At 74.5% G+C, this 21,516-nt stretch carries 17 protein-coding genes and 1 pseudogene; 12 read left to right on the top strand and 6 right to left on the bottom strand.

Annotated elements, in window-relative coordinates:
• Positions 1 to 1,558, top strand: a 1,558-nt coding sequence (locus ACWGB8_RS20440) for an MFS transporter (protein ID WP_452214935.1), incomplete at its 5' end; no start/stop codon positions are given.
• 37 nt (positions 1,559 to 1,595) lie between these two features.
• Here the strand turns inward: ACWGB8_RS20440 and ACWGB8_RS20435 are convergent.
• The gene (locus ACWGB8_RS20435) at positions 1,596 to 2,123 is read right to left on the bottom strand and encodes a GNAT family N-acetyltransferase (RefSeq protein ID WP_452214934.1); all 528 of its coding nucleotides are present in this window, start codon (positions 2,121 to 2,123) and stop codon (positions 1,596 to 1,598) included.
• A gap of 46 nt (positions 2,124 to 2,169) precedes the next feature.
• Between ACWGB8_RS20435 and thpR the strand changes: the two genes are divergently transcribed.
• Positions 2,170 to 2,766, top strand: a complete 597-nt coding sequence (gene thpR / locus ACWGB8_RS20430; RefSeq protein WP_452214933.1) for an RNA 2',3'-cyclic phosphodiesterase — start codon at positions 2,170 to 2,172, stop codon at positions 2,764 to 2,766.
• 45 nt (positions 2,767 to 2,811) lie between these two features.
• Here the strand turns inward: thpR and ACWGB8_RS20425 are convergent, their stop codons facing one another.
• The gene (locus ACWGB8_RS20425) at positions 2,812 to 3,405 is read right to left on the bottom strand and encodes a TetR/AcrR family transcriptional regulator (RefSeq protein ID WP_452214932.1); all 594 of its coding nucleotides are present in this window, start codon (positions 3,403 to 3,405) and stop codon (positions 2,812 to 2,814) included.
• Positions 3,406 to 3,500: 95 nt separating this feature from the next.
• Here ACWGB8_RS20425 and ACWGB8_RS20420 point away from each other — a divergent pair, with 95 nt between their 5' ends.
• Positions 3,501 to 4,265, top strand: a complete 765-nt coding sequence (locus tag ACWGB8_RS20420; protein WP_452214931.1) for an SDR family oxidoreductase — start codon at positions 3,501 to 3,503, stop codon at positions 4,263 to 4,265.
• A gap of 119 nt (positions 4,266 to 4,384) precedes the next feature.
• Positions 4,385 to 5,380, top strand: coding sequence for a LysR family transcriptional regulator (locus ACWGB8_RS20415; protein ID WP_452214930.1), 996 nt, complete (start codon positions 4,385 to 4,387; stop codon positions 5,378 to 5,380).
• Positions 5,381 to 5,599: 219 nt separating this feature from the next.
• Here the strand turns inward: ACWGB8_RS20415 and serC are convergent, their stop codons facing one another.
• Positions 5,600 to 6,718, bottom strand: a complete 1,119-nt coding sequence (gene serC, locus ACWGB8_RS20410; RefSeq protein WP_452214929.1) for a phosphoserine transaminase — start codon at positions 6,716 to 6,718, stop codon at positions 5,600 to 5,602.
• 180 nt (positions 6,719 to 6,898) lie between these two features.
• Positions 6,899 to 7,999, bottom strand: a complete 1,101-nt coding sequence (locus ACWGB8_RS20405) for a citrate synthase 2 (RefSeq protein ID WP_452214928.1) — start codon at positions 7,997 to 7,999, stop codon at positions 6,899 to 6,901.
• A gap of 423 nt (positions 8,000 to 8,422) precedes the next feature.
• Between ACWGB8_RS20405 and pdxH the strand changes: the two genes are divergently transcribed.
• From pdxH to ACWGB8_RS20370, 7 genes are all read left to right on the top strand, one after another.
• Positions 8,423 to 9,055, top strand: a complete 633-nt coding sequence (gene pdxH, locus ACWGB8_RS20400; protein ID WP_452214937.1) for a pyridoxamine 5'-phosphate oxidase — start codon at positions 8,423 to 8,425, stop codon at positions 9,053 to 9,055.
• A gap of 310 nt (positions 9,056 to 9,365) precedes the next feature.
• Positions 9,366 to 9,548 (top strand): hypothetical protein, encoded by a 183-nt coding sequence (locus ACWGB8_RS20395; RefSeq protein ID WP_452214927.1) that lies wholly within the window; start codon positions 9,366 to 9,368, stop codon positions 9,546 to 9,548.
• Between the two features lie 41 nt (positions 9,549 to 9,589).
• A complete protein-coding gene (locus ACWGB8_RS20390) occupies positions 9,590 to 12,061 on the top strand; it encodes an FxsB family cyclophane-forming radical SAM/SPASM peptide maturase (RefSeq protein WP_452214926.1) in 2,472 nt (823 codons plus the stop codon).
• Between the two features lie 90 nt (positions 12,062 to 12,151).
• A complete protein-coding gene (locus tag ACWGB8_RS20385) occupies positions 12,152 to 12,973 on the top strand; it encodes an aminoglycoside N(3)-acetyltransferase (RefSeq protein ID WP_452214925.1) in 822 nt (273 codons plus the stop codon).
• Between the two features lie 210 nt (positions 12,974 to 13,183).
• Positions 13,184 to 14,539, top strand: coding sequence for a TIR-like protein FxsC (locus tag ACWGB8_RS20380; RefSeq protein ID WP_452214924.1), 1,356 nt, complete (start codon positions 13,184 to 13,186; stop codon positions 14,537 to 14,539).
• Positions 14,536 to 18,534: an FxSxx-COOH system tetratricopeptide repeat protein gene (fxsT, locus tag ACWGB8_RS20375; protein ID WP_452214923.1), complete on the top strand. Its 3,999-nt coding sequence runs from the start codon at positions 14,536 to 14,538 to the stop codon at positions 18,532 to 18,534. The genes ACWGB8_RS20380 and fxsT overlap by 4 nt, the downstream gene beginning before the upstream one ends.
• A 96-nt stretch (positions 18,535 to 18,630) precedes the next feature.
• On the top strand, positions 18,631 to 19,599 hold the full coding sequence (locus ACWGB8_RS20370) for a 2-hydroxyacid dehydrogenase (protein ID WP_452214922.1): 969 nt from the start codon (positions 18,631 to 18,633) through the stop codon (positions 19,597 to 19,599).
• 73 nt (positions 19,600 to 19,672) lie between these two features.
• Here the strand turns inward: ACWGB8_RS20370 and ACWGB8_RS20365 are convergent, their stop codons facing one another.
• Complete coding sequence (locus ACWGB8_RS20365) at positions 19,673 to 20,173, bottom strand: HPP family protein (RefSeq protein ID WP_452214921.1); 501 nt, start codon at positions 20,171 to 20,173, stop codon at positions 19,673 to 19,675.
• A 70-nt stretch (positions 20,174 to 20,243) separates the two neighbouring features.
• Positions 20,244 to 21,113, bottom strand: a complete 870-nt coding sequence (locus tag ACWGB8_RS20360; protein ID WP_452214920.1) for an alpha/beta fold hydrolase — start codon at positions 21,111 to 21,113, stop codon at positions 20,244 to 20,246.
• Between the two features lie 131 nt (positions 21,114 to 21,244).
• Here ACWGB8_RS20360 and ACWGB8_RS20355 point away from each other — a divergent pair.
• Positions 21,245 to 21,516 (top strand): annotated as a pseudogene (locus tag ACWGB8_RS20355) (TetR/AcrR family transcriptional regulator); the annotation flags it as partial.

Genomic DNA, 21,516 nt, shown 5'->3' with positions numbered 1-21,516 from the left:
CCCGCGGGCCGTCGCGCCGCGAGGGGAGACCACCGTGACACCGCCGGCCGCAGCCAGCGCCGCCGCCATCCGTACCGACGAGCCGACCACCGACCCCGCCGCGGCGAACGCCGCGGCCGCCGACAGTCAGGCACCCGCACCCGCGGGACTGCCCGGCAGCGGCGACGACGACCCCGACGAACGCACCGCGGCGGCCACCCCCGCCGCACCCGCCCCCCGCAGCGGCGACCGGACCGGACCCACCGGGGCCCGCTTCACCCGGCCCGGGGGGATGTTCTCCTCCTTGCGCGTGCGCAACTACCGCTACTACTTCGCCGGCCAGGTGGTCTCCAACACCGGCACCTGGATGCAGCGGATCGCCCAGGACTGGCTGGTGCTCAGCCTCACCGGCAGCCCGCTCGCCGTCGGCATCACCACCGCCATGCAGTTCCTGCCGATGCTCCTGCTCGGACTCTTCGGCGGCGTGCTCGCCGACCGGATGCCCAAGCGCCGCCTGCTGATCTGGACCCAGGGCGCGATGGGCCTGCTCGCCGCCGGCCTCGCCGTCCTCACCATCGGCGGCGTGGTGACGCCGTACTACGTGTACGCGTTCGCGCTGCTGCTCGGCCTGGTCACCGTGGTCGACAACCCGACCCGGCAGGCGTTCGTCTCCGAGATGGTCGGGCCGAAGGACCTCGCCAACGCGGTGAGCCTCAACGCGGCCAACTTCCAGACCGCCCGGCTGGTCGGCCCCGCCGTCGCGGGCCTGCTGATCGCCGCGGTCGGCAGCGGCTGGGCGTTCGCGGTCAACGCGCTCTCCTTCGCCGCCGTGATCGGCGGACTGCTCGCCATGCGGACCGGCGAACTGCGCCCCACCGCCCCGATCGCCCGCGAGAAGGGCCAGCTGCGCGAGGGCCTGCGCTACGTCCGGGAGCGGCCCGAACTGCTCTGGCCGATGGTGCTGGCCGGCTTCATCGGCACCTTCGGCTTCAACTTCCCGACGCTGCTCTCCGGCTTCGCCACCGACACCTTCCACGTCGGCGCCGGGCAGTACGGCCTGCTGAACACCGCGATGGCCGTCGGCTCGCTGGCCGGCGCCCTGCTCGCGGCCCGGCGCGGAGCGCCCCGGCTGCGCCGGCTGGTCGGCGCAGCCCTGGCCTTCGGCGCCCTGGAGGTGCTGGCCGCGTTCGCGCCCGGCTACTGGACCTTCGCCGCGCTGCTCACCCTGATCGGCGTCTTCGGGCTGAGCTTCAACACCTCGGTCAACTCGGCGCTCCAGCTGGGCACCGACCCCGAGGTGCGCGGCCGGGTGATGGGCCTGCTGGTGCTGGTCTTCACCGGCGGCACCCCGATCGGCGCCCCGATCGTCGGCTGGGTCACCGCCTCGTACGGGCCCCGGCTCGGGCTGCTGGCCTGCGGGCTGGTCTCGGCGCTGGCGGCCGGAGCGGTCGGCCTGGTGCTGGCCCGCAGCGCCGAACTGCGGCTGCGGTTCGACCTGCACCCGGGCCGCGGCGGCCGGGTGGTGGCCTTCGTGCCGCGCGCCGGTGCCACCAGGTCGGAGCTGGCCACCGCCTGCTGACGGTCGCCCGGCCGACCGCTCCCGGCGGGGGCGGGTGTCAGAGCCTGATCTCCAGCACCTGCCCCTGCCAGGCCGAGCCGTCCGGCAGCACCGACTCGAAGGCGAGCGCCTCGGTGAAGCCGAGGGCGAGGTACTGCCCGACCAGTCGGCGGTCGCCGCCGCCGTAGCAGTCCACCCGGAGCACGGCCGCGCCCCGCCGGCGGGCCTCGTCGAGCGCGTCGGCCACCAGCGCGGCACCGATCCCCGAGCCCGCCAGGGACCGGTCGGTGACCAGGTTGCGCAGGTACAGCTCGGGCTCGGCGGCCGGCTCGACGTACGGCGGCGGCACGTCCGCGAGCACGCAGGAGCCGACCGTCCGCCCCTGTTCGTCCACCGCGAGCCGGGCCAGGAACGGCGGGCGCAGGTACTCGTCCACCTTCCGCACGCCCGCCGGGCGGCTGCTCCAGGGCGAGTCGCCCCACTGCGCGGTCCGGCCGAGGGAGGCCAGCCAGGCCACCGCGCCGTCGAGCAGGGCGAGGACGCCGGCACTGTCGTCGGGGCCGCCGGTGCGGATCTCGATCTTCATGGAAAACCGTTCTACCCCGAACCGCTCGACGCGGGAAGATGGCCCCATGAGGCTCTTCGTGGCGGTGCTGCCGCCGGTCGCGGCGCTGCAGGAACTCGCCGACGCCGTGGCACCGGTGCGCGAGCTGCCGGGCGCCGACCGGCTGCGCTGGACGACCGTCGAGAGCTGGCACCTCACGCTGGCCTTCCTCGGCGAGGTGCCGGTCGAGCAGCTGCCCGCGCTGGAGGCGGCGCTCGCCGGGGTGGCCGAGGTGCACGAGGCGCACCCGCTGCGGCTGGCCGGCGGCGGACGCTTCGGGGACCGCGTGCTCTGGGCCGGCGTGGAGGGACGCACCTGGGCGCTGCGCCGGCTGGCCGAGGCGGTGGCCGAGGCGACCGCCGAGGTCCTCGGGGAGGCGGACGCCTTCGCCTTCCACCCGCACCTCACGCTGGCCCGGGCCGGCTCCTCCCGGGGCCACCGCAGGGCCGTCCAGCGGGTCGCGGCGGCGGAGCTGGCGACCCTCGCCGGGGCCCTGGACGACTACCGCGGCAGCACCTGGGAGGCCGCCGAGCTGCACCTGGTGAAGAGCGAGCTCGACGGCGGCTTCGCCCACTACGAGACCGTCCGCGCCTGGCCGCTGGCCCGCTGGTCGACCGACGGGTAGGCCTTCCCGGGGCGGAGCCGACCTACGTGCAGCTGTGGACCCGGCCTACGGCCAGACCAGCATCGCCGCCGCGGCGACCCGCTCCAGCCCGGCCCGGTCGGCCCCGTCCCTGGCCTGCTGCGACATGCCCTGCAGCACCGTGGCGGTGAACCGGGCGAGCAGGGCCGGGTCGGCCTCCGGGCGCTCCCGCCCGGCCGCGACGTCGGCGCGGATCCGGGCCTCCAGTGCGCGGACGTTGCGTTCGCGCAGTTCGCGCAGCTCCAGGGCCACCTCGGGCGTGGTGCAGTTGACCGCCGAGCTGATCAGCAGGCAGCCCCAGGGGTGCTCCGGGTCGGTCGCCTCGGCGGCGGCCTCGTGCAGCATCCGGGCGACGGCGGCCCGGGCGGTCGGCTCCTCGGCCAGCGCCCGGGTGGCGTAGGCGCCGTGGCAGTCCTGGTAGCGGGCGACGGCCTCGGTGAACAGTGCCCGCTTGTCGCCGAAGGCCGCGTACAGGCTCGGCGGTCGGATGCCCATGGCGGCGGTGAGGTCGGCGATCGAGGTGGCCTCGTAGCCGTGCTGCCAGAACAGCCGGACCGCCTGCTCCAGGGCGGCGTCGCGGTCGAAGGAGCGGGGGCGCCCGCGCGGGGTGGTGGTGGCCATGGCGCCGATTTTATATCGCCCGCTACAGAAGCGGCACCGGGCGTGCTACGGTTCCTTTCATTAGCGACCGCTACAGAATTGAGGGGGGCGTGGCCATGGGCACGCTTGCGGGCAGGACGGCACTGGTGACGGGCGGCAGCCGGGGGATCGGGCGGGGCATCGCCGAGCGGCTCGGCCGCGACGGCGCGCTGGTCGCGGTGCACTACGGCAGCAACGCCGGGGCCGCCGAGGAGACCGTCGGGGCGATCCGGGCGGCCGGCGGCCGCGCCTTCGCGGTCGGTGCCGAACTCGGGGTGCCCGGCGACGCCGAGGCGCTCTGGGCGGCCTTCGACGAGGGCGCCGAACGGCACGGCACCCGGGGCCTGGACATCCTGGTCAACAACGCGGGCATCGGCATGACCGGCCGGATCCACGAGGTCGCCGACGCCGACTTCGACCGGGTCTTCGCGGTCAACGCCAAGGCGCCGTTCTTCGTCGTCCAGCACGGCCTGCCGCGGCTGCGCGACGGGGGCCGGATCGTCAACGTCTCCTCCGGCGTCACCCGGGTGGCCTTCCCCACCGCCGTCTCGTACGCGATGACCAAGGGCGCGCTGAACACGCTGACCCTCACCCTCGCCGAGGAGCTGGGCCCGCGCGGGATCACCGTCAACGCCGTCTCCCCGGGCATCGTCGAGACCGACATCAACCCCTGGCTGGCCGACCCGGCGGCGCGCTCCCGGGCGGCCGGCTACGCGGCCCTCGGCCGGGTCGGCGCGCCCGGCGACGTCGCGGACGTCGTCGCCTTCCTCGCCTCCGACGACGCCCGCTGGGTCACCGGGCAGAACCTCGACGCCTCCGGCGGATCCAACCTGGGCGTCTGAGCCGGGCGGGAGCGCGCCGCCGGGGCCCGGCCCCGCCTCCGCGAAGACCGCAGGGGTCCAGACCAATTGCGGGAGTCCGGCTTCTTGTCGGTGCCCGGCGGCGCCCGTACCGTGCGGACATGGAGCTGGAGTTGCGCCACCTCAGGACCATCCGGGCGATCGCCGAGGCGGGCAGCCTGACCAAGGCGTCGGCGGCGCTGGGGCTGGCCCAGCCCGCCCTCTCCACCCAGCTGCGGAGGATCGAACGGGCCCTGGGCGGGCCGCTGTTCGACCGCGGCCGGGAGGGCGTGCGGCCCACCCCGCTCGGGGAACTGGTGCTGGACCGCGCCCGGGTCCTGCTGCCGGCCGCCCAGCAGCTCCAGCAGGAGGCGGTCCGCTTCGCCAACGCCGCCGACGGCCCCGGCCGGTACCGGATCGGGGCCACCCACGGGCCGCTGCTCGGCGGCCTGGTCGACCGCCTGGCCACCGGGTACCCCGGGGTGCCGGTCACCACCGCCACCTCCTGGTCGGTGGACGAGCTGACCGGCCAGGTCGCCGACGGGCGGCTGGACTTCGCGCTGATCGGTACCTGCGGGGAGAGCCTGCCCCGCCCCCCGGCCGGCGCCGCCCCGCGGACCGGCGCCGAACGGCTCAGCTGGCGCGAGGTCGGGACCGACCCGGTGTTCGTGATGCTCGCCGACACCCACCCGCTGGCCGGCGCCCCCGAGGTCGGCCTCGGCCGGCTGAGCACCGCGTGCTGGGTGACCGTGCCGGGCGACGGCTGCTTCGGCGACTGCTTCTCGGCGGCCTGCGCCCGGGCCGGCTTCACCCCGCGCGCGGTCTACGAGACCGACACCGCCGCCTGCGTCCACCTGGTGCAGGTCGGCCGGGCGGTCGGGCTCTGCCGGGCCACCTTCCCGCCGACCACCGGCGTGGTGACCGTCCCGCTGGCCGGCGCGCCGCTGTCCTGGCGGCACCTGGTGGGCTGGCACCCCGCCTCCCCGGCCGCCGGGGCCGCCGCCGAGGTGACCGGCCTGGCCCGGGCCGCGCACGCGGAGGCGGCCCGCCGCAGCGCCTCGTACGCGCGGTGGCTGGACGGCGGCGTCCGGGAGGGGTTCGGGACGGCCGGCGGCTGAGCCGGGGGTCCGGACGGGACCGCCGCCACGCCCGGGGGTACGCTCGACGATCGTGGACCCCAAGACTCGTATGCGCATCGTGACCGGAGCCCTGGTACTCCTGCTGGCCGTCGTGGTGATCGGCTCACTGCTGCGGCGCTAGCTTCGAGCAGCCCCAGGGAACGCGGAAGGGGCCACCGCCCGCAGGCGGTGGCCCCTTCCGCACGGTCGCGGGGCGGGTCAGAGTTGCTCGACCACGTAGTCGATGCAGGCGGTGAGCGCCTCGACGTCGGCCGGGTCGACGGCCGGGAACATCGCGATCCGCAGCTGGTTGCGGCCCAGCTTGCGGTACGGCTCGGTGTCCACGATGCCGTTGGCACGCAGCGCCTTGGCGATCGCGGCGGCGTCGATCGAGTCGTCGAAGTCGATGGTGCCGACGACCTGCGAGCGCTCCGCCGGGTTGGCGACGAACGGGTTGGCGAAGGAGGACTTCTCGGCCCAGCCGTACAGGCGGGCGGAGGAATCAGCCGTACGGGCGACGGCCCAGTCGAGCCCGCCGTTGCCGTTCAGCCACTCCAGCTGGTCGGCCAGCAGGAAGAGCGTGGAGATCGACGGGGTGTTGTACGTCTGGTCCTTCGACGAGTTGTCGATGGCCGTCGGCAGGTCGAAGAACGGCGGGATGTAGCGGTCGGAGGCGGCGATCGCGGCGGCGCGCTCCAGGGCGGCCGGCGAGAAGGTCGCCAGCCAGAGCCCGCCCTCGGCTGCGAAGGACTTCTGCGGGGCGAAGTAGTAGACGTCGGTCTCGGTGATGTCGACCGGCAGGCCGCCGGCGCCCGAGGTGGCGTCCACCAGGACGAGGGAGCCCTCGTCGGTGCCGGCCGGGCGGTTGATCGGCATCGCGACGCCGGTGGACGTCTCGTTGTGGGTGAGCGCGTAGACGTCCACGCCCGCCTCGGCGACCGGCAGGGGGTGGGTGCCCGGCGCGGTCTTGATCACCGACGGCTCGGCCAGCCACGGGGCGGCCTTCACCGAGGAGGCGAACTTGGAGGAGAACTCGCCGAAGTCGAGGTGCTGGGACTTCTCGCGCACGAGCCCGAAGGCGGCGATGTCCCAGAAGGCGGTCGATCCGCCGTTGCCGAGTACCACCTCGTAGCCCTCGGGGAGGGAGAAGAGGCTGCTCACGCCCTCGCGCACGCGCTTGACCAGGTTCTTCACCGGGGCCTGGCGGTGCGAGGTGCCGAGCAGGGAGGACTCGGTGGCGGCGAGGGCACTCAGGGCCTCGGGGCGCACCTTGGACGGGCCGCAGCCGAAACGGCCGTCTGCGGGCTTGATGTCAGCGGGGATCTGGATCTGAGCCACGGGCCCGAGCCTACCGGCCGCGGTTGCGGAAGTGTGACGGCCGTCCGCCCGCTGAGATGCGGTTCCGGCCGTCCGGAGCTGCGGAAACAGCGGGCCCGGCGGGCGTGCCGGACCCGCTGGTCGGCGGGGGCGCGCCGAGGCATCCCGGGGGTGCGGAGGGCGCGCGGGGTGGGGGGCCGGTCAGCCGGTGATGGCGTCGTAGCCCTCGATCTCCTGCGGGCTGCGGGCGCCGGGGCCGATGTAGCGCGCGGCCGGGCGGACCAGGCGGCCGGTGCGCTTCTGCTCCAGGATGTGCGCGGACCAGCCGGCCGTGCGGGCACAGGTGAACATCGAGGTGAACATGTGCGCGGGGACCTCGGCGAAGTCCAGCATGATCGCGGCCCAGAACTCGACGTTGGTGGCGAGCACGCGGTCCGGACGGCGGTTGTGCAGCTCCTCCAGCGCGGCCTTCTCCAGCGCCTCGGCGACCTCGAAGCGCGGGGCGTCGAGCTCCTTGGCGGTGCGGCGCAGCACGCGGGCGCGCGGGTCCTCGGCGCGGTAGACGCGGTGGCCGAAGCCCATCAGGCGCTCGCCCTTGTCGAGGGCGTTCTTCACCCACTTGACCGCGTCGCCGGTGCGCTCGATCTCCTCGATCATGCCGAGCACACGGGAGGGGGCGCCGCCGTGCAGCGGGCCGGACATCGCGCCGACCGCGCCGGACAGGGCGGCGGCCACGTCGGCGCCGGTGGAGGCGATGACGCGGGCGGTGAAGGTGGAGGCGTTCATGCCGTGCTCGGCGGCGGACGTCCAGTAGGCGTCGATGGCCTTGACGTGCTTCGGGTCCGGCTCGCCGCGCCAGCGGATCATGAACCGCTCGACGACGGTCTCGGCCTTGTCGATCTCGCTCTGCGGGACCATCGGCAGGCCCTGGCCGCGGGCGGACTGCGCGACGTACGACAGCGCCATGACGGCGGCCCGGGCGAGGTCGTCGCGGGCCTGCTCGGCGGAGATGTCCAGCAGCGGCTTGAGGCCCCACACCGGGGCGAGCATGGCGAGCGCGGACTGCACGTCGACGCGGATGTCGCCGCTGTGCACCGGGATCGGGAACGGCTCGGCCGCGGGCAGGCCCGGGTTGAACTTGCCGTCCACCAGCAGGCCCCAGACGTGCCCGAAGGAGACCCGGCCGACCAGGTCCTCGATGTCGACGCCTCGGTACCGCAGGGCCCCGCCCTCACGGTCGGGTTCGGCGATCTCGCTCTCGAATGCGACGACTCCCTCAAGCCCGGGTACGAAGTCGGACATGCGACGGCTCCTTCAGTTCTGCGATCGGCAGACCGCCGTGGTGGGGCGGCACGCCAGTGACCGATGGTGTTTGGCACTCGGTGCCAGAGTGGCAGGCACGGGGTGCATTGCGCCATACACCACCGCGGTGATGTTTCCCGAAGGCCCGCTTGACTTTCCGCCGGGGGTCGGTCGCGCCCGGGGATCGGCCCGGGAGCTGCGGGAACGAACGGTGCAGTTCCGGGCAATCCGCCGTACGGCGGGCGGTCAAGCGGTGGCGAGACACCATAACTCCGACTCGGGTTTGTCCGTACGTAGCGGTGCCCGTTGCTTGTCGTACGGGATGATGTTGACGTGCAGACCCCGGAACGCGCCCACCAGAAGCCCCAGAGCCCCGCCGCGAACCTGGCCGCCGAGGTCCGGCCCGGCCCGGACCTCACCGTGATGCGCAAGCACTACAGCCACGAGGGCCTGGTCGAGGAGCAGCTGGCGGCCGACCCGATCGCCCAGTTCACCCGCTGGTTCCACGAGGCGGACGACGCCGGGGTGGTCGAGCCGAACGCGATGGTGCTCTCCACCGCCGACGCCGTGGGGCGGCCCAGTTCGCGCACCGTGCTGCTCAAGGGCTTCGACCCGCGCGGGTTCGTCTTCTTCACCAACTACGGCTCGCGCAAGGGCACCGAGCTGACCGCCAACCCGTACGCCGGGCTGCTCTTCCCGTGGATCGCGCTGGCCCGCCAGGTGATCGTGCAGGGGCGGGTCGAACGGGTCGGGCGGGACGAGACGGCCGCGTACTTCCGCACCCGGCCGCACGGTTCGCAGCTCGGCGCGTGGGCCAGCGAGCAGTCCAGCCCGGTCGCCTCGCGCGAGGTGCTGGAGCAGCGGTACGCGGAGCTGGAGCGCCGCTACCCGGAGGGCGAGGGCGTGCCGGTGCCGCCGTTCTGGGGCGGCTACCGGGTGGTGCCGTCCAGCGTGGAGTTCTGGCAGGGGCGGGAGAACCGGCTCCACGACCGGCTCCGCTACGTCGCGGACGAGGCGGCGCCGGGCGGCTGGCGGGTGGACCGGCTCTGCCCCTGAGGGCGACCGCCCGCGGGGCCGCCGAATCGACCGGTTCCGTCCCCGGGGCGGGCGGCCGACGGGCCGCCGGGACCGTCCTGCGCCCCGCTGTGCTCCTCGCGGGTGCTTCCGTGCGCCCTTCGGGCCCCCGGGCGCGACCGCCAACCGAGTGAACTTTGGTGGCGAGTGCGCAGCCAGACGCGGTACAAGCCCGAACAGTACGGGTAACAGTGCGGCACTGCCGTCGTGCTGCCACTACATTGTGCGGTGGGGTCGGCTCGTTATACCCACCCCTGCTCTCTCTAACCCCCATCGTGGAAGAGAATCGAACATGACCTCCGCACTGGACACCAGGCCCATCAGTGAACTGACGGACACTCAGGAGGAAGGCCGGCCCACTCTGGCCGAACTCGCCTCGCTCGGAGCGGAGGAGCTGACCGCCCGGCTCCGACGCGCTCTGCCCGGTGCCGACTCCGGACTCGTTCCGGTCGCGGCATTCAACTCGTCCATCTGATAAGCCGGTTGCTCATCGGCTCCGGCTGAACCAGATCGACCATGGAGCGAACTCCCCTGCCCCTCACGCAATTCGTCGTGAAGGTGCACAGTCGCTGTGATCTCGCCTGCGATCACTGCTACGTCTACGAGCACGCGGACACGAGTTGGCGCGCGCGCCCGAAGGCCATCGGTGACGAGGTACTGGCCAGAGCCGCCGAGCGCATCGGCGAACACGTGGCCGCCCACCGGCTGCCGGCCGTCCGGGTCGTCCTGCACGGGGGAGAGCCCCTGCTCGCCGGCCCGGTACGACTGCGTCGGGCGGCCGAGGAGCTGCGGGCCGCCCTGCCCCCCGGCACCGCCCTCGACCTGCGGATCCACACCAACGGCGTGCTGCTCGACCGCGCCTTCTGCACGCTCTTCGACGAACTGGGCGTCCGGGTCGGGGTCTCCCTCGACGGCGACCGGGCCGCCAACGACCGGCACCGGCGCTACGCCGACGGCCGCAGCAGCCACCCCCAGGTGCTCAGGGCCGTCGCCCTGCTGCGCGAGCCCGCCTTCCGCCACCTCTACGCCGGGCTGCTCTGCACGATCGACGTCGCGAACGACCCGGTCGCGGTGTACCGGGCGCTGGCCGAACTGGAGCCCCCCGCCGTCGACTTCCTGCTGCCGCACGCCACCTGGGAGCAGCCGCCGACCCGCCCCGCCGGGCCCGGCACGACCCCGTACGCCGACTGGCTGCTGACCGTCCACGCGCTCTGGGAGGCGGACCGCCGGCCGTTCGCCGTCCGCACCTTCGAGTCCGTGCACCGCACCCGGAGCGGACTCTCCAGCCTCACCGAGGCGCTCGGGCTGGAACCGGCCGACCTGGTCGTGCTGGAGACCGACGGCAGCTTCGAGCAGGCCGACAGCCTCAAGACCGCCTACGACGGCGCACCGGCCACCGGGCTGGACGTGTTCCGGCACAGCCTCGACCAGGTGGCCGCCCACCCCGGCATCGCCGGGCGCCGCCTGGGCCTGGCCGGACTCGGCGCCGAGTGCCGCTCCTGCCGGGTGGTGCGCACCTGCGGCGGCGGCCTGTACGCCCACCGCTACCGTGCCGACGGCAGCGGCTTCGACAATCCGTCCGTCTACTGCGGGGACCTCATGACGCTCATCGACGGCATCGGCGGCACCGACGGCACCGACGGCCGGGACGACGGCCGCGAGGGTGCCGCCCGCCGGGACACCGGGGCGGAGGGGCACGCCGCCGTCCCCGCACAGGGCGGCGAGTCCGTCCTCCCCGCCGGGCTGACCGAGGCCCGGCTGCTCGAACTGGCCCGCGGCTACGGCGGCGCCGACACCGTCCGCGCCCTGGCCCGCTCCCAACTCGCCGTCACCCGCGCCATGCTGGCCGCGGTCTGGGACTCCTCCGGGCTGCGCGGATCGCCCGCCTGGGAGCTGCTCGCCGACCTGGACCGCACCGCCCCCGCCGTCCTGGACACCGTGCTGGCGCACCCCTACGTCCGCGCCTGGGCCGCCCGCCGGATCGGCGGGGACCTCGCCGCCGGGCTCGGCGCGCTCGGCGAGCTCGCCGCCGCGGCCGCCGTCCGGGCCGGGCGCGGGGACGCGCTGCCGCTGGCGGTCCGGGGCGGTGCGCTGCACCTGCCGACGCTGGGGCGGCTGACCGGCCTGGCCGACGGCGAGGCGGTGCTGACCGGCGGTGCCGACGGCTTCACCGTCCGCACCGCGGACGGCACGCTGATCACGGTCGACGACCGCACCGCAGAACCGCACTGGCAGCCGCTGCGGCGGATCCACCTCGCGGCCGGCTGGACCCTCGCCCTGGAGGACCTCGACCCGCACCGCGACAGCCACCAGCACGCCGTCGCGGACCGGCTGAACGCGGGCGAACTCGGCTCCTGGATCGGCGCGTTGCACGAGGCGTGGGAGCTGCTGCGGCGCGACCTGCCGGCCTACGCGGAGGGCGTCCGGGCCGGGCTCGGCACGATCACCCCGCTGCGGCCGGGGCCGCCCGGCCGGGACGTCAGCGCGGCGGCCCGGCAGGCCTTCGGCGCGGTCGGGATCGCCCGCCCGGCCACCGCGCCCGCCCTCGGGCTGCTGATCGCGCACGAGTTCCAGCACGTCAAGCTGGGTGCGGTCCTCGACCTGGTGGACCTCTACGACCCGGCCGACACCGGGCGGTACTTCGCCCCCTGGCGCCCCGACCCGCGCCCGATCGAGGGGCTGCTGCAGGGCACCTACGCCCATCTCGCGGTCACCGAGTACTGGGGCACCCGGGTACGGGCGTACGACGGGCTGCCCGGGGAGCCGGCGGCGCACGCGCGCGAGCAGTTCGCGCTCTGGCGGCGGTACACGGCGGAGGCGGTGGAGCGGCTGGCCGGCTCGGGCTCGCTGACGGCCGCCGGGCTGCGCTTCGCGGAGGGCATGCGGGAGAGCGTCCGCCCCTGGCTGGCGGTCGAGGTGCCGGCCGAGGCGGAGGCGGCGGCGGAGCGGGCCCGACGTGCGGTGGCGGAGGCGGCCGTGGGCGGCTGACCGGGCTTTCGTACGCGCCGTCCTGCCTGATCCGCCCCGGCCGACGCCGGTCCGGGGCCGCCACCTCCGGGAATCGTCATCGTCATCCACGTGCGCACCGCCGCCCCGCTGCTGACCCGGGCGGAGCTGGCCGGCCGGCTCCGCCACCTCGGCGTGCAGGAGGGCCAGGTCCTGCTGGTGCAGGCGTCGCTGCGGGCGCTGGGGGAGGTGGCGGGCGGTGCGGAGGAGGTGGTCGAGGCGCTGCTGGACGTCCTCGGACGGGGGAGCGGGACGCTCGTCGTCTACACCTCCACGCCGGAGAACTCGCTGACCTCCCGGCTGGTGCGGACCATGACCGCCGGCTGGTCGCCGGAGCGGATCGCCGCCTGGCGGGCCGGGATGCCCGCGTTCGACCCGCTGACCACGCCCTGCTCGCCCAGCATGGGCATGCTGCCCGAGCTGGTCCGGCGGCGGCCCGGCGCCCTGCGCAGCAGCCACCCGCAGGCGTCCTTCGCGGCGCTGGGCGTCCGCGCCGAGGAGATCACCCGGGTGCACGACCTCGACTGCCACCTGGGCGACCGCTCGCCGCTGGCACGGCTGTACGAGCTGGACGCCCGGGTGCTGGCGATCGGCGTGGACTTCGACAAGTTCACCGGCTTCCACCTCGCCGACCTGCGGATGCCCGGCGCCGGCCGGCGGCAGTACGGCTGCGTGCTCAAGGCGCCCGACGGCAGCCGCCGATGGGAGTACTTCGAGGGGGACGAGCTGGACGACCTGCACTTCGGCCGGCTCGGCAAGGAGGTGCTGGCGGAGTCCGCGGGCATCGTGGAGGGCCGGATCGGCGACGCCTTCACCCGGCTGGTGCCGCTGCGCGAGGCGGTGGACCTCGCGGAGCGCGTCCTGCGCCGCTGGAAGGGCCTGCCGCCGCTCTGACGGCTCCCGCGCGGGGGCGTGCGCCGGACGTCCGACCGTCGTGCGCCGGGGCGGCTCCCGGCGATCTCCGATGCGCCCCCTGATCGGCCTGGGCATGCCATCCGCCGGGTTGTTGTGCTATTCCATTCCGCCCTCGATCGTTCCTACACTGAAGCCCCCGTACGGGGACTGCGGGGGAACAGGTTGCCGGCGGGCCCGGGGGAGGCGCGTGTGAACGACCCTGGCTGGGACGACGATGCGGCCCGGCCGTATTTCTTCCTCTCCTACGCCCACACGCCCAGAGCCGGGGTCCGGGGCGCGGGCGACCCGAACCTCTGGGTCCGCAAGCTCTTCCGCGACCTCTGCGAGGCGGTGCTCGAACTCACCACCGTGCCGGCCGGGGCGCCGGTCGGATTCATGGACGAGGACATGCACCAGGGGGAGTTGTGGGCCGACCGGCTGTCGGAGGAGCTCGCCACCTGCCGGGTGTTCGTCCCGCTGTACTCGCCGCGCTACTTCAACAGCGTTCCGTGCGGCCAGGAGTGGCACTCCTTCACCCAGCGCCCGGTCTACCCGGCCACCCTGGAGTCCGAGCGGACCAGCGGCATCGTGCCGGTGCTGTGGGCGCCGATGGCCCGCTACAAGCTGCCCAAGGTGGCCGGCGAACTCCAGTTCAACCACGCCAGTTTCGGTATGGACTACGTGTCCGAGGGCCTCTGCGCCCTGATGAAGCTGAGCAACTACCGGGCCTCGTACGAGCTGGCGGTGCACCGGCTGGCCCGGCGGATCGTCGAGGTCGCCGAGGAGACGGTGATCCCGGTCGGGCGCCGGCTCGACTTCAACGCGCAGCCCAGCGCCTTCCCGGTGAACACCCCGACCAAGCAGCTGCGGATCTCCGTACTCTCCTACCACCAGGGCGAGTTGCCGCCCGACCGGAGCCCGGACTACTACGGCCGCGCGCGGGTCGACTGGCACCCGTACCGGCCGGCCGCCCCCCGGTCGCTCGCCGACCAGGCGGCCCGGGTGGCGCGCCAGCTCGGCTTCCAGCCCACCGTGCACGAGTTCGACGACGAGGTCGAGTCGATCCTCGACGGCGACCCGCCCGCCGCCCCCGGCCTGCTGCTGCTGGACCGCTGGGCGCTGCGCGACGACGCCCGGCGGGAGCTGGTGCGGCGCTTCGACCGCTCAAACTCGGACTGGGTGAGCGTGCTGGAACCGTGGAACCTCGACGACCCGGACTGCGCGGCCGCCGACCACGACCTCGGCGAACTCAGCGGCCAGGCCCTGCGGATGACCCACCGGGCCGGGCGGCCCAGCTTCCACGGGGCGATCGGCGGACCGCTCCCGGGCCTCGGCACCCAGGAGGACTTCGACGACGCGCTGCCCGCCGCCGCGATGAAGGCCAAGTACGCGTTCGAGCGCCGCACCAAACGGGAGCCGGACCAGCCGGCCCAGTCCCGGCCCGACCTGCGCGGGGCCTTCCGCCGCGGGCGGGCCGAGGACAGCCCCTTCACGGACGACCACCCAGCCAGTGACGAAGGCGACGGCCCCGACGACGGGCCGTCGTTCGGGGGAGGACCCAGATGAGCGAGACCCGGACCAGGAACCTGCGGGCGGGCGCCCTGCGTTCGGCCGCCCTCGCCCAGCGCGAGGCCGATCGGCAGGCCGAACAGGACCGCGACGGCCGGATCATCACCTTCTACTCGTACAAGGGCGGCACCGGCCGCACCATGGCGCTCGCCAACACGGCGTGGATCCTGGCCGCCAACGGCTTCCGGGTGCTCACCGTCGACTGGGACCTCGAAGCGCCCGGGCTGGCGAAGTTCTTCCACCCCTTCCTCGACCCGGCCGTGCTGGCGGGCACCACCGGGATGATGGACCTGATCGCCGAGTACCGGGAGGAGGCGCTGCGGCCGGTCGAGCACGCCGAGGGCTGGCACCTCGACTTCGCCCGGGTCCACCCGCACGCACTGTCGCTCTCCTGGGCGTTCCCGGGCGGCGGCAGCCTGGACTTCCTCTCCGCGGGGCAGTTCAACCGGGACTACTCGGAGGCCGTCACCCACCTGGACTGGGACATCTTCTACGACCGGTTCGACGGCGGGCAGTTCTTCGACGCCCTGCGCGCCGACATGCGCCGCCGCTACGACTACGTCCTGATCGACTCCCGGACCGGTCTCTCCGACATCGCCGAGATCTGCACCGTCCAGATGCCCGACGACCTGGTGGTCTGCTTCACCCTCAGCGACCAGTCGATCGACGGCGCCTCCCGGATCGCCCAGCACATCCACGACCGCTACCGCGAGCGCGGCATCCGCATCCTGCCGGTGCCGATGCGCATCGACGAGGGCGAGAAGGAGAAGGCCGACGCCGGCCGGGCGCTCGCCCGGATCCGCTTCGACGGGCTGCCGGCCGGCCTCGGCGCCGAGGACCTCGCCGGCTACTGGGGCTCGGTGGAGATCCCGTACCGGCCCTTCTACGCCTACGAGGAGATCCTGGCGACCTTCGGCGACCAGAGCGGCACCCCGACCTCGATGCTGGCCGCCTGCGAGCGGCTCACCGGCGTGATCACCCAGGGCCGGGTCGCCTCGCTGCCCCCGGTCGACGAGGACGTCCGGCTGCGGTACGTGGACGCCTTCACCCGGCGCCGCCCGTCCGTGCCCGCCGACCTCTACCTCTCGTACGTGCCCGAGGACCGGATGTGGGCGGACTGGATCGAGTCCGTGCTCACCCGGGCCGGCTTCCGGGTGCTGCCCCGGGACCTCAGCGCAGGCTCGGACCCCCGCCAGGAGACCGAGCGCGGCATCGACGCCGCCTACCGCACGGTCGCCGTGCTCTCGCCCGCCTACCAGCGCTCCCCGCAGGCCCGGGCGCTGTGGGAGTCGGTGGTCAGCTCCGACCCGTCCGGCACCCGGCGCCAGCTGGTGCCCGTCCGGGTCGGCGACGTCCGGCTCACCGCGCCGTTCAGCAACCGCAACCCGGTCGACCTGGTCGGCCGCGACGAGACGCAGTCCGTGCAGACCCTGCTGCGCGCGCTCGGCCGGGGGGACGCCCCGCTCGACGACGCCCCCGGCAGCGGCCCGCGGTTCCCCGGCAGCAAGCCGCAGGTGTGGGACGTGCCGCCGCGCAACCCCTCCTTCACCGGTCGCGCGACCGTCCTGGAGCAGCTGCGCAACCAGCTGCGCGGCGGGATGGCCGCCGTGCTGCCCACCCCGCAGACCCTCTACGGGCTCGGCGGCGTCGGCAAGACCCAGGTCGCCCTGGAGTACGCGCACCGCTTCATGTCCGACTACGACCTGGTCTGGTGGATCGACGCCGAGCAGACCGAACTGGTCGCCCCCTCGCTCGCCGAACTCGCCCGCCGGCTCGGGCTGCGGGTCGGCGACTCGGTCAGCGAGGCCGCCGAGGCCGCCCGCGAGGCCCTGCGCCGCGGGGTGCCGACCTCGCGCTGGCTGCTGATCTTCGACAACGCGGACGAGCCCTCCGAGATCCGCCGGTTCTTCCCCGGCGGCTCCGGCCACATCCTGGTCACCAGCCGCAACCAGTCCTGGGCCGGGCACGCCGAGGCCCTGGAGGTGGACGTCTTCACCCGCGGCGAGAGCGTCGAGCACCTGTGCCGGCGCGCCCGCGGCCTCACCCGGGCCGACGCCGACCGGGTCGCCGAGGCGGTCGGCGACCTGCCGCTGGCCGTCGAGGTCGCCGCCGCCTGGCTGGACACCACCGGCACCCCGGTCGACACCTACGTCGCCCAGCTCCAGGCCGAGGCCGCCCGCGCCCTGGCCGTCGCCAGCCCCGCCGACTACCCCACCCCGGTCGGCGCCACCTGGAACGTCTCGATCGCCCGGCTGCGCGAGCAGTCCCCGGCGGCCGTCCGGCTGCTCCAACTGTGCGCGTTCTTCGCCGCCGAGCCGATCTCGATGAACCTCTTCTACAGCGACCAGATGATCCGCGCCCTGGTCAAGTACGACGAGGACCTCAACGACAAGTTCATGCTCGGCAAGGTGATCCAGGCGATCGGCCGGTACGCGCTGGCCAAGGTCGACGCCGGGAGCAACAGCTTCCAGGTGCACCGGCTCGTCCAGGCGGTCATCCGCTCCGAGATGGACGAGGACGAGCAGGAGACCGCGATCCACGAGGTGCACCGCATCCTCACCGGCGCCCGGCCCGTCCTCGGCGACACCGACGACCCCGCCAACTGGCCCGCCTTCGACGAGATCTGGCCGCACCTGTCGCCGTCCAAGGCGCACAACTGCGACGAGGCGGACACCCGCCAGCTGCTCATCGACCGGGTCCGCTACCTGTGGAAGCGCGGCGAGCTGGAGCGCGCCCGCAGCCTCGGCCACGACCTCGACGAGGCCTGGACCCGCAAGCTCGGCTCCGACGACCGGCAGACCCTGCTGCTGCGCTTCCAGCTCGCCAACGTGCTGCGCTCGCAGGGCAACTACGCCGAGGCGCTGGCCCTCGACGAGTCCACCCTGGAGCGCCAGCGGGCGCTGCTGGGCGAGCACCACCCGTACACCCTGATGACCGCCGGCTCGCTCGGCGCGGACCGGCGCGCGCTCGGGCGGTTCCAGGCCGCGCTCGAACTCGACCGCGAGATCCTCGACCAGTTCCGCGAGCTGTTCGGCGACGACAACCCGCGCACCCTCTCCATGGCGAACAACCTGGCGATCGACTACCGGCTGGTCGGTGACAGCGAGGCCGCCCGCGACCTCGATCAGGAGACCCTGGACCGGCGCACCGCGGTGCTCGGCCCGCGCCACCCGTACACCCTCTCCACCAAGTCCAACCTGGCCCGGGACCTGCGCGAACTCGGCGACTACAAGGGCTCCGCCGAGCTCCTCCAGGAGGTCACCGACGACCTCGGCGACGTCCTCGACCCCGACCTGCCGGAGAACCTGCGCAACGCCAAGTCGCTGGCCGTCTCGCTGCGCCGGCTCGGCCAGCTCGCCGAGGCCCGGCGGATCACCAAGGAGACCTACGAGCGCTACCTGGAGCGGTACGGCGCCGACGCGCCCGACGCCCTCGCCTGCGCGCTCAACCTGGCCGCCGACTACAGCGCCTCCGGCGACAAGGAGGCCGCCCGCGACCTCGCCGCCACCGTCTACGAGGGCCACCGGAGGCTGTTCGGCGACGAGCACCCGTTCACCCTGGCCTGCGCCAACAACCTCGGCGTCTACCTGCGTGGCAGCGGGGAGATCCAGCAGGCCATCGAGACCGGCGAGGCCACCGTGCACGGCCTGGCCGAGTCGGTCGGCCGGGACCACCCGTACACCCTGAACGCGATGATCAACCTGGCCAACGCGTACGGGGACGACGGCCAGCTCGCCCGGGCCGAGGAACTGCTGCGCGCCGCCCACGCGGCGCTCTGCGCCCGCTACACCACCTCCCACCCGGACGCGGTGGCCTGCGAGGCCAACCTCGCGGTCACCCTGCGGACGGCCGGCCACCACGCCCAGGCCGCCGAACTGCGGGCCCGCGCGGTCGCCGAACTGATCCGCCAGTTCGGCGAGGAGCACCCCAACACGGTCTCCGCCCGCGGCTGGAAGCGGATCAACCGCGACCTGGAGCCGCAGCCGGTGTAGCGGCGGCCCGCCACCGCGCGGGGGCGGGAGGACGGCGCCCGGTCGGGGCGGGAGGACGGCGCCCGGTCCGGGCCCGGGGCGTATGCTTCGGGCCTGATGAGCGAGCCCTCCCCGCCCCCGGTCCTGGTCACCCGCCGCCTCGCGCCGGGGGTGGTCGAACGGCTCTCCGCCGTGCACGGCGTCACCCAGCACGACAGCGACCTGCCGATGGCGCGCGCGGAGCTGCTGGCCGCCGTCCGGGGCCGGGCCGCCGTGGTCACCACCCTGGACGACGTGGTGGACGGCGAGTTCCTGGATGCCGCGGGCCCGGGCCTGCGGATCATCGCCAACCACGCCGTCGGCCACCACAACATCGACCTCGCGGCCTGCGCCGCGCGCGGGGTGCCGGTCAGCAACACCCCCGGGGTGCTGACCGCCGCGACCGCCGACATGGCCTGGGCCCTGCTGCTGGCCGCCACCCGCCGTCTCGGCGAGGGCGAGCGGTGGCTGCGCTCGGGCCGGCCGTGGGCGTGGGCGCCGAACTTCCTGCTCGGCACGGAGCTGGCCGGGACACAGCTCGGCATCCTCGGGATGGGCCGGATCGGGCAGGCGGTGGCCCGCCGGGCCCGCGCCTTCGACATGCCGGTCGTCTACCACAACCGCAGCGAGCTGCCCGCCGAACAGGCCGACGGCGCCGAGTGGTTGGCGCTGGACGAGCTGTTCGACCGGTCCGCCGTCCTGGTGGTGACCTGCCCGCTGAGTGCCGCCACCCGGCACCTGGTGGACGCCCGCCGGCTCGCCCGGCTCCCGGCCGGGGCCGTCGTGGTGAGCATGACCGCCGGGGTGGTGGACGAACTCGCGCTGGCCGCCGCGCTGGAGTCCGGGGCGCTGTCCGCGGCCGCCGTCGACAACTTCGAGCGCGAGCCCGAGGTCCCGGCCGCACTGCTCGCCCAGGAGCGGGCCGTGCTGGCCCCGCACCTGGGCAGTGCCACCGTCCGGACCCGGCAGGCGATGGGCGGGCTGGCGGTGGACAACGTGCTGGCGGTGCTGGCCGGCGGCGACCCGCTCACCCCGGTCGCCCGGTAGCGCCCGCCGCCGTCCGGTACGGCCCGCCCGCCTGCCCGGTAGCGCCCGCGGCCGTCCGGTACGGCCCGCCCGCTCAGCCGGTCCGGCGCGCCGGGTAGCGGTAGCCGGGCAGCAGACGCCCCGCCAGCAGGGCGGTGCCCAGGACGAGCGCGACCCCGGGCAGCAGCGGGTCGAGCAGGTAGCCCGGCCCCGGGTCCTGCAGTCCGACGAAGGCCGCCGCCGGGACGGCCGGCACATGCGGGGCCCGCAGCAGCAGGAGCACCGCGACCGTGAGCGCCGCCGCCACCCCCGCCGCGTACTCGGAGGGTCCGGCGACCGCGGTGACGGCGAGGGCCGTCAGCGCGGCCGCCGGGTAGGAGAGCAGGACCGCCCGCGGGGCGGCCAGTGGGGCGCCGGGCGCCATGGCGAGCACGGCGGCGGTGGCGATGTACGGGATCGCGAAGACGTGCAGGCCGGTCGACTGCTGGACGGCGGCCAGCAGCAGGACGGCGCCGAGGGCGACGGTCGCGGCGGTGAGGGCGGCGCGGCGCTCGGCGGTGAGCGGGCCGGCGGCGGTGCTGCTGAGCAAGGACATCGGAGGTACCCCCTTCGGGCGGTGCCGGCGGTGGCCGTCACCGGGGCGGTGACGGCCGGTCCGGGCCGGATCAGCGGTGGCGGCGCAGGAAGTCGCGGATCAGCGCGGCGATCTCCTCGCCGTGGGTCTCCAGGGCGAAGTGGCCGGCGTCGAGCAGGTGGATCTCGGCGTCCGGCAGGTCGCGGGCGTACGCCTCGGCGCCCTCGGGGCCGAAGATCTCGTCGCCCCGCCCCCAGGTGACCAGCGTCGGCGGCCGGTGGGTGCGGAAGTACTCCTGGAAGACCGGGTACTGGGCCAGGTTGAACTGGTAGTCCCAGAAAAGCTGGAGCTGCACCTCCCGGTTGCCCGGCCGGTCCAGGTACGCCTGGTCGACGACCCAGGCGTCCGGGGAGATCCGGTCCTGCCGGTCGGCGGGGACGCCGTGGGTGTACTGCCAGCGGGTGGCCTCGGCGGTGAGCAGCTGCCGGACGGCCGGCTCGTGGGCGGCGCGGTCCTCGGCGTGCTGGAAGAGCACCTTCCAGAACGGGGTGAAGCCCTCGGTGTACGCGTTGCCGCTCTGGCTGATCAGCGCGGTGATCCGCTCCGGGTGCCGGGCGGCGATCCGCAGGCCGATCGGGGCGCCGTAGTCGTGGACGTAGAGCGCGAAGCGGTCCAGGCCGAGCCGGTCGAGCAGCTGCAGGGTGAGGTCGGTGAGCCGTTCGAAGCCGTAGTCGAACTCGGTGGTGGCGGGGGCGGCGGAGCGGCCGAAGCCCACGTGGTCGGGGGCGATCAGGTGGTACTCGTCGGCGAGTTCGGCGATCAGGCCGCGGAACATGTGCGAGCTGGACGGGAAGCCGTGCAGCAGGACGAGGGTCGGGGCGGCCGGGTCGCCGGCCTCGCGGTAGGCGATCTCCAGGCCGTCGACGAGGGCGGTGCGGTAGCGGGCGGCGAAGGCGTTCACGGCGGGCTCCTCGGGTGGCAGGGCCGGGAGAACGATCGTTCTCTCGATCGGCCGACGAGGAGAACCATCGTTCTCCCCGCTGCGATGTACAGTAGAGAACCATCGTTCTCTGCGCAAGGGGTGATCACCGGATGGACGTGGAAACCGCCGAGGCCCGGTTGCTCGACACCGCCGAGGCGCTCTTCGACGAGCGCGGCGTCCAGGCCGTCGGCATGGACGCGATCCGCACCGCCTCCGGGGTCTCGCTCAAACGCCTCTACCAGGTGTTCCCCTCCAAGGACGACCTGGTCACCGCCGTGGGGGGGGGCGGCCGCCCCGCCGGCGCCGCGGCGCGCGCCGACCACGCCCGCCCCGCCCCCCCCCCCCCCCCCCCCCCCCACGACGGCAACGACAACCTCGCCGA

It is taken from the genome of Kitasatospora sp. NPDC054939 (assembly GCF_053610105.1).
This window is presented reverse-complemented; position numbering and strand designations above follow the sequence as displayed.